At 36.6% G+C, this 11,301-nt stretch carries 11 protein-coding genes; 1 reads left to right on the top strand and 10 read right to left on the bottom strand.

The window, feature by feature from the left end:
• Positions 1 to 118: 118 nt before the first annotated feature.
• Positions 119 to 1,621 (bottom strand): tetraether lipid synthase Tes, encoded by a 1,503-nt coding sequence (gene tes / locus ACKI4K_RS08350; RefSeq protein WP_407424118.1) that lies wholly within the window; start codon positions 1,619 to 1,621, stop codon positions 119 to 121.
• A 144-nt stretch (positions 1,622 to 1,765) separates the two neighbouring features.
• On the opposite strand from tes, the gene ACKI4K_RS08345 reads away from it, so the two are divergent.
• Positions 1,766 to 2,332: a CDP-2,3-bis-(O-geranylgeranyl)-sn-glycerol synthase gene (locus tag ACKI4K_RS08345; RefSeq protein ID WP_407424116.1), complete on the top strand. Its 567-nt coding sequence runs from the start codon at positions 1,766 to 1,768 to the stop codon at positions 2,330 to 2,332.
• Here ACKI4K_RS08345 and ACKI4K_RS08340 read toward each other — a convergent pair.
• From ACKI4K_RS08340 to ACKI4K_RS08300, 9 genes are all read right to left on the bottom strand, one after another.
• A complete protein-coding gene (locus ACKI4K_RS08340; RefSeq protein WP_407424114.1) occupies positions 2,329 to 3,351 on the bottom strand; it encodes a hydantoinase/oxoprolinase family protein in 1,023 nt (340 codons plus the stop codon). The genes ACKI4K_RS08345 and ACKI4K_RS08340 overlap by 4 nt on opposite strands.
• A 1-nt stretch (position 3,352) precedes the next feature.
• On the bottom strand, positions 3,353 to 4,441 hold the full coding sequence (locus ACKI4K_RS08335) for an ATP-grasp domain-containing protein (RefSeq protein ID WP_407424112.1): 1,089 nt from the start codon (positions 4,439 to 4,441) through the stop codon (positions 3,353 to 3,355).
• Complete coding sequence (wecB, locus tag ACKI4K_RS08330; protein ID WP_407424110.1) at positions 4,425 to 5,747, bottom strand: non-hydrolyzing UDP-N-acetylglucosamine 2-epimerase; 1,323 nt, start codon at positions 5,745 to 5,747, stop codon at positions 4,425 to 4,427. The genes ACKI4K_RS08335 and wecB overlap by 17 nt, the downstream gene beginning before the upstream one ends.
• Before the next feature lie 84 nt (positions 5,748 to 5,831).
• The gene (locus ACKI4K_RS08325) at positions 5,832 to 6,170 is read right to left on the bottom strand and encodes a hypothetical protein (RefSeq protein ID WP_407424108.1); all 339 of its coding nucleotides are present in this window, start codon (positions 6,168 to 6,170) and stop codon (positions 5,832 to 5,834) included.
• A 14-nt stretch (positions 6,171 to 6,184) separates the two neighbouring features.
• Positions 6,185 to 7,051 (bottom strand): tRNA pseudouridine(38-40) synthase TruA, encoded by an 867-nt coding sequence (gene truA, locus ACKI4K_RS08320; protein WP_407424106.1) that lies wholly within the window; start codon positions 7,049 to 7,051, stop codon positions 6,185 to 6,187.
• 49 nt (positions 7,052 to 7,100) lie between these two features.
• On the bottom strand, positions 7,101 to 7,607 hold the full coding sequence (locus ACKI4K_RS08315; protein ID WP_407424104.1) for a GNAT family N-acetyltransferase: 507 nt from the start codon (positions 7,605 to 7,607) through the stop codon (positions 7,101 to 7,103).
• Positions 7,608 to 7,655: 48 nt separating this feature from the next.
• Positions 7,656 to 8,510 carry an ABC transporter permease gene (locus ACKI4K_RS08310; protein ID WP_407424102.1) on the bottom strand — a complete coding sequence of 285 codons (855 nt, stop codon included), beginning with the start codon at positions 8,508 to 8,510 and terminating at the stop codon, positions 7,656 to 7,658.
• Positions 8,503 to 9,492 (bottom strand): ABC transporter permease, encoded by a 990-nt coding sequence (locus ACKI4K_RS08305; protein WP_407424100.1) that lies wholly within the window; start codon positions 9,490 to 9,492, stop codon positions 8,503 to 8,505. Before ACKI4K_RS08305 ends, ACKI4K_RS08310 begins: the two co-directional genes overlap by 8 nt.
• A gap of 48 nt (positions 9,493 to 9,540) precedes the next feature.
• Positions 9,541 to 11,157 carry an ABC transporter substrate-binding protein gene (locus tag ACKI4K_RS08300; protein WP_407424098.1) on the bottom strand — a complete coding sequence of 539 codons (1,617 nt, stop codon included), beginning with the start codon at positions 11,155 to 11,157 and terminating at the stop codon, positions 9,541 to 9,543.
• Positions 11,158 to 11,301: the final 144 nt, after the last annotated feature.

The following is an 11,301-nucleotide window of genomic DNA, read 5'->3' as shown; positions in this document are numbered from 1 at the left end:
TTTCCTTTGATAATATCCATTTATACCACTAATAAGAATAGATTAAATTATAAAAAATTTTGAAGTATTCGGGAAGCCCCAAATACAAAATAAGTTTTTTGGTGATTTGAAAATTAAATTATTTTTGTTTTAAAGGTTGAGCAAACTCTTGTTCTACACTTTGACGATACTTTGAATTCATAGTGCAGAACGGTATAATCCTGCCGTCAGGAGTTGCATAATGAATAACACATTTTTTAACCCTGTCAACATCAAAGTTGAATGGGTCCATGAAGTGCATGCATGAAATAAGCATCGCATCTTTAGAGAAATCTCCTAACGCTTCATAATCTCCTTTAGCAAATACATTTACTAAGATTTTGACAATGTCCAAATCTTCAGGAGTTCTGCTGGGGTGAACCATTTTAGGGAGGTTTCCAGTTAAACCAGCTAAAACCCTCTTATGAGAACCGAATTTGCCCCTTTCAAGTTTTTCATTATATTCAGTCAACTTCTTGAATAGATCTTCAACATCAATGAAATCTGTGATTGGAATTAACTTATCCTTACCATCACCCTCTGTTTTTTCTCTAAACACATAAGTTGCAATTCCGCAATGTTGGTGGCAATTTAGAGTTACTTTCGGTGAATCTTCACCATTCAAACGGGAAATGACTTCCGCAATAGGTTCAACAAAGGAAGGAGGGTAGAATGAAGAAGTAGGAACCTGTCCATCAGTTTCATCTTCAATGATTCTGACAAAATCAGGAATGGTGATTCTTTGCTCTTCCACCTCATCGGCAGGAGTTCTTCCAGCAAATGATACCGGTTGGAAGTTGACTCCATAAATAATGTCATTATTGTCAAATGCGAATTTAATTATCTCACCAACCTGGTGATCATTGATTCCTTTAATCAGTGTCGGAACCAATACAACCCCTAACCCTGCTTTCCTGCAGTTTTCAATAGCATCTAATTTATATGGAAGTAAATCTTTACCCCTGTTGTTAATGTATGGTTCAGAAGTTACACCGTCAAATGCCAAATAGATTGTATTACATCCTGCTGCTTTTAAATCTTTAGCCAATTCTTCTTTTCTAGCCAATCTTAAACCATTTGTAGCTATTTGAACATGAGTAAAACCTTCTTCTTTTGCCATTTCAACAAGCTCGACAATGTCTTTTCTAACGGTAGGCTCACCACCGGCATATTGGATGGCCAGACATGGATGAGGCTTCAGATTCCTTAAATTTTTAAGCATCTGCCTTATCTCATCTTGTGAAGGCTCATATTTATATCCTGCAGCTGCTGCATTAGCAAAACAAACAGGGCATCTTAAGTTGCATCTATTAGTTACATCAATTAATCCCAGAACAGTTGAAGTTTCGTGTTTTGAACATAACCCGCAGTTGTCAGGACAGCTTGTCATGTCCTCAACAGAAGGGTTTTCAACGGAGGTAATTGATGGGATAAATTCTTCAGCCCTTTTATATAATTCATAATCTCCCCAGTATGTGTTTATGAACTCCCCATGCTCATCGCAGGTTTTCTTAATGAAGACTTTACCATCTTCACTGAAAACTTCAGCATCAAGAGTCTTTCCACACTCCGGGCATAAACTTTTTGTATTTTTTATCTTCAATCAAATCACCCTCTACTAACAATAAAACATCATTAGTACAAACTTACATAATATTATATATTTAACTTAATTTAATATTTAAACTTAATTAATATATACTAGTTAGAATATAATTTATATACAAAGATAATGGAGTAATGATTAATGAATATTGATATCCAGATGTTTTTAATTGCATGTGTCACAACACTCTATTTCATACTTCCGGCATACTTTTCAAACGGCAGCGGATTGCTCTTTGGAGGAGGAATGCCTGTTGACTTTGGAAAATCCGATAGTGCGGGGAATCGTTGGATTGGCGACGGCGTAACATGGAGAGGTTTAATAGCAGGAACCCTCGTCGGAACTTTAACCGGTGCAATACAAGGGTATTTCGGTCCAGGATTGATAGAAACATTTGGTCAATACATCATAACCCCAATAGCTACCGATTTATACTCAGGAATACAAATTGGATTTCTACTTGGATTTGGAGCTCTTTTAGGAGATGCTATAGGCAGTTTTATAAAAAGAAGACTTGGAATTGGCCGTGGAAAACCGGCTCCATTATTAGACCAGTTAGATTTCATAATAGTTGCATTAATCATGGTGTCATTAGTTGTTGAACTAAACTGGATATGCATAATCTTAGCCATTATCCTAACGTTATTTTTCCATTTGCTGACAAACACCTGCGCTTATTTGCTTGGCCTTAAAGATGTCTGGTATTAGTTCAGATACCTGTTCATCATTACCGCAGTTCCCACTGCAGGTGCAACAACACATTCTTCGTCAGTTAAGATATCACCCATGGATTTGACTTCCAAACCTAAAAGCTCTGCTGCAGGCTTATCCAAAATATCCTTTCCAAGACCGGTTACAACAATCAAATCCAATTTTTGAGTTTCCCAAACTTGTTTTAGGCCATCAGCAATTTGTTCAACTTGTTTTTGATGAATGAATTTAGACATTTCAACAATATCATCCATGCTTAGCATTTCTAAATCCGCACACACAACACGGGCAATCCTTTTAGCACAGTCAATCTTTGATTTGGATTCACCGTCAAAAGTATCGCAAACATAATCATCCTGACTTATTAAGTCTAAAACAGTATAGACATCAGCAGTCTGTGCAAACAGCTCACTAGCAACTCTGTATTCTTTTCCATTCAGTTCAACCTTATCCAGAAAACTGGCCAGGTTAGTTCTTAATGTTCCAGTATAGACCAGCTCCCCTGTTGCAGACCTGTCAAAATCAGATTTGCCGATAGCGCATTCCACACCATCCTTAATCGGTATGATGTCGGTTGTAGTGCTGCCGGTGTCAATGAAAATACAATTATCAGAAATAAGGGTTGCAATTTGGGCTGTAGCTATCCAGTTAGCGGCTGCTGCCTTGAGAGGAGTTTCCTGAATTTCGGCTTTTGACAACATTCCATCAATACCAACATAAGCTATCGGGCATGGAAATGTATCTTCGCATTTTTTAACTACATCTAAAACTCCGTCTTTTTTAGTATCATATGCATCAACGAGTTCTGCAGTCATTGAAATTCCAACAGCATCAATTTCAGATAAAGGACATATATTTTCAATCAATTCAACTAAAACACCTGATAAATCATCATTGTTGCTCCACATAGGAAGATAAGCAAAATCAACTTCAATGTTTCTGATTTCATCACCATCAAAGTCAATAACCGCCAAATCAGTATTAGCTCCGCCAATATCAAAACCAGCTATTTTCATCCTATATTCTCCTAATTACCATATTATCTCCGGATTTCTTAAATTCAACTTTTCCATCCAAAGAATTATCTATCCCAGCAATATCCATTCTTTCATCGATCAAATCAATTATTGATTTTCCAATGTTAATATTGGCAATCTGTTTTAGTCCGACATAGGGAGTTGTGAATCTTGAATTGATTTCTAAAAGATATACAGAGTAAATGTCCTTTTCATCAGCATTAATAATTAAATCAACACCAACGAAACCCCTCAAACCATCAATGGCTTCAACTGCTTTTGCAGCTATCTCAAATGCCTCATCCTTGTATTCGCTTTCAAATGGCAATTCTCCACCAACATAAGTTCCCTTATCATCCTTAAGAGTTACAAATTGTTTATTTAAACTTAATGGAACAGCATTTTTACCATCAGATATTAAACTGACGCTTATATCAGTCCCATCTATGAATTCCTGAACTATAACTCTGGAACCCGGTTTGAATATCTTATCCAAATCCAAAGTTAGATCTTCGATTTTTTCAATTATGACAATATCTTCACAATCCACACCCATCAAAGGTTTTATGATAAGTTTTAATGGTGTCAATGGGTCTTCCGCTTGCCATTTTTCATGCAGGTTTTCAATTGCCCTTTTCCAATATCCTTTGGAATCTATCTTAAACCTAAATGTTCTCGGTTGCGGAACAATATTTGAAAGTGCCTCATAAGTCTCTGATTTATCAGAAGATATTAAACAGGCATCACTTGATGAATTATAGATTTTTACACCATTCTCCTCTAAAATTTTTGTGATGTTGTAAAGGTTGTTGTTGTTTTCTGCAGCTATGAAAATAGCATTGTTGAAATTTGCTGCATTGTCTTTAAGCCAATCTATTATATCAACATCTATTAAAATCGGATTGACATTATCATAATCTCTAACAGCACTTTCATAAGATTCATTAATGACCAAATCTATGTTAAAGTCAGATAAATCATCTAAAAGTGCAAAAACCAAAGCTTCCGCTTCTGATATGATACATTTATCTTTTTCACCGGAAGCCGTGAAATATTCGAATACCAAAATGGAATCATTCTCTTGAATCATAAGTAACACACATATCCTTTATATTTAAGTCATCAGCTGGAAATACCATTTTATCCCCATCAAATGCCATTTGAACCAAGGCGTTTTCCTTTTGCTCGAATTCACTGACAGTGATGTCTTCACTAATTTTAGCCATTTTTCTTGTAAATGAACCCATAATATCTTCAGGAGCAGTGATGTTAAGTAATCCACGGTTATAGAAATCTTCGATTGCATCAACTGTTAACTTTGCTGAATCCCCCATTCCATATGGATTTGGAGCGTTTTTCATTTTTTCGGCAAAATCTTCATCGTTTAATATTTTTTTGGCATTTTCCAGGATTACCTCTTTATCAGACCCTACAAGAATATTTCCTCCTGCGGTTACTGTTTCTGGCCTTTCGGTATTGTATCTTAAAGTTAAGGCAGGAACATTTAGAGTGATTGCCTCTTCCTGAAGGCCGCCGGAGTCTGTTAATATTAAAGTGGAAGCGGAAGTAAGTTGCAGGAAATCCAAGTATCCCAATGGTTTTATAATATGAACATGATCAAGACCGTTCAATTCATCAAACAAACCGAAATTTTGAAGAGTGTTTTTTGTTCTTGGATGAATCGGGAAAATAATATTCATATCACTTAATTCTTTCAATGCTTCGATGATATTGGTGACTCTCTGTTTGTCATCCACGTTTTCCGCCCTGTGCATTGTTAAAGTCAAAATGTTATCCATATTCTCAATGTCAAGCGCAGCTAAAGATTCCTCTTCAAAACCTCTCTTTTTAGCTATTTCCAAGTGTCTGAAACATGCATCCACCACTGTGTTTCCAGTTATGAACATATTTTTTCTGGAAAATCCTTCAGCCAAAAGGTTGATTGCAGATTCCTCAGTTGGAATAAAATACATTGTTGAGCAAACATCAGCCACACGCCTGTTCACTTCTTCAGGCATTGTCATATCAAATGACCTGAGACCCGCTTCAACATGGCCAATTGCAATATGCAGTTTAGAAGCCACGGCAGCGCCCGCAAGCACTGCATTGGTATCGCCCTGCAAAAGCACAATATCAGGTTTTTCCTCAAGCAGAACCTCTTCAATTCCCTTCATCATCAAACCGGTTTGCCTACCATGAGTGCCTGAACCGACTTGAATATTATAATCCGGAGCAGGAATTTCCAAATCCCTGAAGAAATTATCAGACATTTCCTCATCATAATGCTGACCGGTATGCAGAATAATCTGGTCAATGCCTCTCTTTGAAATCTCATCAATAATAGGGGCCATCTTAATGATTTCCGGCCTTGTCCCCAAAACAGTCGCTATTTTCATAATCATCACTCACATATTATGTTTGTTAAAAATACTTTAAAAGATTTTACAAAAAATAAGAAATAATGAAAATCTCTACTTCCATTATTTGAATATGACACTATTGCTTGGAATGATGCTTCCAAATATCAATGATCCAAATACAAGACCAAAAGCTGTGCAAACTCCAGTCATTGCAACATTAAGGAGAAATGCTTCCACAATTTCAAATATAGAAATTTTTTCATCACCCCTGATGGCAGCCAATATTGCTGAAAATGCCGGCGCCACAGTTAGAACTAACGAAAAAGCAAGTATAAATGAAATTGCCTTCATCCATAAATCTGAATCGCTATTGTGTGTAGCCAGGTATAGACCCAAAGCCAAGCCAACAAAGATGCATATTATAGAAAATTTATCAAAAACCGTATAAACCCTACCCATTGGAATACCTCATATTAATATTGGCATAAATCATTTAAACTTTTTACCATTGATTCACGAATTGCATATCTCTTTTGCAAGTTGGTTAAAGAATCGATTAAATCACGTCTAAATCGCTCACAGGCATAATCATCATATGTGAATTTAATTCCATCGTATTCGATGTCCATTAAAATAAGATATTCGGCTTCCATGACTTTAATATAGGCTCTTGGTTCATCTTCTGTTGGATTCAATAACCTTTCAACTTCATCCAAATCCATTTTTCCAATAGCCACATCAACAAAAACCCTCATCATCTTTCTGACCATATTCCATAAGAATGATTCGCCATAAATGTCAACAAAGATTGGGGAGATTGTCTCATGCAAGTTTGGAAACTCCTTTTTGTGATAATCCTCCAAATCGACTTTTGTAACTTTGATATCATCGATTGTCCTAGTCGTTGTCTTTTGAAAGCGCTTTGTGAAATTGGTGAAATTGTGTGTTCCCTTAAAGATTTCGGCAACTTCCCGAAGTTTGTCAACATCCAAATCCTGGAACAGCATATAGCGATAATGTCTCATTTGAGCATATCTCGGTTTAAAAGCATACCTTACAGGAGCGCTAGCTAAAATCTGGATGTCATCCGGCAAGGAATTATTAATCTCATTTACACGGACTTCCTTTTCGGACTGAAAGCTTATCACATTGCTTAAGCTGTGCACTCCAGCATCGGTCCTGCCAGCTATCCTGAATCTGGACTTTTTCAAATCATCAATGTAGTCGAGCTTGCGCAGATGGTAAATCAGCTCCTCTTCGACTGTCCTTAGGTCAGGCTGCCTTTGAAAGCCATGAAAATTAGTTCCGATATATCCGATTTTTAGTGCCGTTCGCTTCATCAATAATAATTTTAAGTATAATATAAAATAAGCTTTTAGGAAAAATACCCTAAACCAGATTTTTAATCATATGGGTAGTTTCATCATAGTCATCCTCTTCCACGGTTATCTCATAGCCAATGGATTTCCAAAATGGTATTGCCGCTTCAAGATATCTGTGGGTATTCAAATAAATTCGTTTATAACCTTCATTTCTGGCGAAGTTTTCAATGGATTCAATGAGAATGCGTGCAAGACCATTTCTCCTATACTCTTCATCTACCATCAATCTCCAGATACTTGCAGTATCATCTTTAGAGTAGATGTCTTTAAAAAATTCGTAGTCTTTGTCGTATCCTCTAACAGCGGCTGTTGCAACTATATTATCATCATCCAATGTAATAAATAGAGTATTTCTCTTGGGCAAAACATAATACTCTTTTAAACCATCGATATCATAATGAAACTCCGGCATTGGACCAATTCCATATTCTTTCTTGATTTGATCATATAAAAAATCTTTTACAGCCAAAATCTCAAAATCGTCATCTTTAATTTCTCTAATGATTATGTTCATAATATATCCCCATTTTAAAAAAAAGAAAGAGAAATGTTAATATTTCTCTTATTCTTGAGCAGTTTCAGGATTGAGCAGTTTTTCAACGTTTTCCCCAATAAAGTCAAATAGCAATACAACAATCAATAAGCACATACCAGGGTAGAATGCCAACCACCAGTATCCAGATGATAAGTAATGCATTGATTCAGCCAATATCACACCAATTGCAGGTTCATGAGGTGGTAAACCGAATCCTAAAAATGTAATCGCCGCTTCGTGCATGATAGCATGAGGGAACATCAAGATCACACCTACAATTATTTGGGAAATGATTAATGGGAAAATGTGTTTGATTGCAATCCAAGCTCTTGATTTTCCTAAGTTTTCTGCTAAATGAATATACTCCTTGGTCTTGATTTCTTTCACTTCAGACCTAAGGACCCTTGCCAGTGGAGTCCAGTGAGTTAAACCGACACCCATAATTACTCCAATTACTCCTCCACCAAACATGATGGAAACGAGAATGATTAATAGAATGTGCGGAATTGAACCGAACAAGTCAATGATTCCTGCAACGACTTCATCAGCAAATCTATTGAAACTAGAGAATAAACCTAGAATTATAGAAATAAATGTACTAACAACAGATGCAATGAAACCTACCATAATACTTAATCCAAGTCCGGCAATGGTACGTTGGAACATGTCTCTACCCATCCAATCAGTACCAAAAAGATGTTCCAATGAAGGCATTTGATTAGCGCTGGTAAAACTGGTTGGAATATCTCTTATGAAATAACCGCATACAAAAATACTTATGATAACCAGTGCAGAAAGCACAATGATTATGAGAGTTTTTGTTCTGAGATTTGCACGATAAATGAACCATTGTTCCTTATCATCTTTTTTCTTCCTAATCATTGAACTCACTCTCCTTGATTCTAGGATCGATTAGATAATAAGAAATATCTGCAAGCAGATTACCGACAAATACGAATATTGCACTGACAACAACAATACCCAAAAATAGAGGCACATCATTTTGAAGACCCGCCGCTACTGCCGTCTGCCCAATGCCAGGATAGGAAAATACCTGTTCTATCATTACAGCTCCACCAAACAGTTCGCTGAATGATAAGAATTGCAATGTGATTGCCGGGAGCAATATGTTCCTAATTCCATGATTTTTCACTAAATCCCAACCTTTTTCTCCTCTGGATTTTGCAAACAATACATAATCGGAAGATAAAACTTGGGTTAACTCATTACGTGTGTACATGGCAATCGGCGCCAAACCAACTAAACTCAACGTCAATGTTGGAAGAACAAGCCTGGATGCCCACTCCATAAACGTTGCATCCGTACTTTTTACACCGATTGGAACACCGAATCCTATAGGGAACCATCCCAAATAAACTGCGAATACCATTAAAACAAGCATACCAACCCAAAATGATGGAGCGGATTGAATTGCATAACAGTAAACTTTAACTGCCTTGTCAATCCAAGACCCTTTATTTTTACCAGCCACTACTCCTAAGGCAAAACCGATGACACCACTCAATATCCATGAGATTGCCATCAATACTACAGAAGCCAAAAATTTATCAATAATAACATCAATGACTGGAGCACGATAGATTAAGGAAGTTCCCAAATTACCTTGAAGCAAATCTGAAAGCCAATGGAAAATCTTAGTAGGCAATGGAACATTGGTCCCAAAGTATTGTTGCAGAATTTGCCTTTGTGCTTCTGATACTGCAGCACCTCTTAAGTAAGCATTTACTGGGTCAATAGGGGATAAATCTAATAATATAAAACTAAATATTGCAACTGCAATAATCAATACGATGAAACGTACTAACTTAAAACCAAAATATTTTGCTATTTTTTGTTTGTTCATTGAAATAAACCCCCTTAATTTTTAAAAAATAAAAAAAGGAAAAAATGTTTATACTGTGGAGTTGGTTCTTGTCCAATCACAGATATTAATTAAAACATCGTTTCCTAAACCGTCAGGTTGGTTTCCAATATCAATACCGTTCTTAATGAAGTAGTTGTAGTCATAGTTTACAAGCCATGCGAATGGAGCGTCACCAGCAGGACCCCAACCTCCATCGTTAACAAGAGCAGATTGGGCCCATAAAGTATTAGCAGCATTCAAATCAGTAGAGTGCATAGCATCTTCCATCAATTTATCGGAATCTGAATTGTTGTATAAACCAGGGTTCATGTAGAAGTCATCAGCTTCTTTGCTGTGGTATTGCTGATATATGGATTTGTATGGGTCCGGTGAAGTTTGTTGCATCACTGCAGCTGAGCTGTACATGTTTGCATAGATGGTATCCCAGTCAGCACCTTTGAGATTTACTTCAATTCCAATTTCTTTTGCTTGTTCAGCAAATACTGTTGCCAAAGATTGCCTATCAAGATAATCTGGTGGGTAGTATAAGTCAAATGATGCCTTTACACCATCTTTTTCTACGATTCCATCACCGTTAGTGTCTTCCCATCCGCCATCTTTCAAGATTTGTTTAGCTTGGCTGACATTAGCGTCTTGTACTTTTGAAGCGTTGTTTGCATAATCCCTTGTGTCAACACTTGTGTATTCAGGTTTAGCGTGTCCGGAGAATATGTCATCACACATTTTTTGACGGTCAACACCTACATTTAGTGCTTCTCTGATTGCTCTGTCTGCAGTTACGTTGTTACCTATTTTGCTTCCTGCAGGACTTGTGTTACCATTGTCTTCAAGGTATGGGAATGATACACCTTGTGCCCTACCTGCGGAAACTTCGTAGAATTGGTATCCGTCAACGGTTTGGTTCAGTGCAGAGGTTGCAACAGGCACTACATCAACTTGACCGGATTTGGCTAGTTCTAACCAGGTAGATTCTTCAGGGAATAATAAGGTTATTTGAGTGAAGTATGGTTTGTCACCATAATAATTGTCATTTGCTTTGAATATTGCTTGTTGACCTTTATCCCAGTGGTCCAATACATAAGGTCCTGTACCGATAGGTTTTTCACCATAAGTGTTGTTATCATATTCTTCAGGTACAATACCGACATATCTTAAATCATAAATAAATGTTGATCTTGGTTCAACCAAATTGAATTCAACGGTAGTGTCGTCAGTAGCAGTAGCATTTGCAAGATTGGTTAAATCCAAATCAGTTTCAGTATCTTTTGCTGTGTTGAATGTGAATGCAACGTCTTTAGCATTGAATGTTGAATTGTCTGAGAATTTTACATCATCTCTTACTTTTACAGTCCATTTTAATCCATCGCTGCTTACTGTATAGTTAGTAGCAAGGTCAGGAACAATAGTTCCGTTTGAATCTGTTTTAAACAAACAGCTTTGTACTAAAGGATTATAGTTTTGGTGTCCGCATCCCCAACCGGTAAGAGGATTGAAACCTGCTTTCGGTTCTTTAATGTTACTGTGTGCTGCTACAGTCAAATGGGTAGGGTCACTATCCTTGGAACCACCCATGAATGCAAAAGCGGCAACAACAATAAGGATTACGGCAACAACCCCTATAATCGCCATTGTCTTTTTATCCATAATTTTTCACCATTTTATAACTCATAAAATAATATTAAAATAAAAGTATTACTTTTGATGGAAATAATGCTCAATTAGTAATACTTTTTAAAATTATTTTAATATTAAATAATGTTTTGTAATAATAAATATAAAAAGATATCC

This window comes from Methanobrevibacter sp. (assembly GCF_045644645.1).
Lineage (GTDB): Archaea > Methanobacteriota > Methanobacteria > Methanobacteriales > Methanobacteriaceae > Methanocatella.
This window is presented reverse-complemented; position numbering and strand designations above follow the sequence as displayed.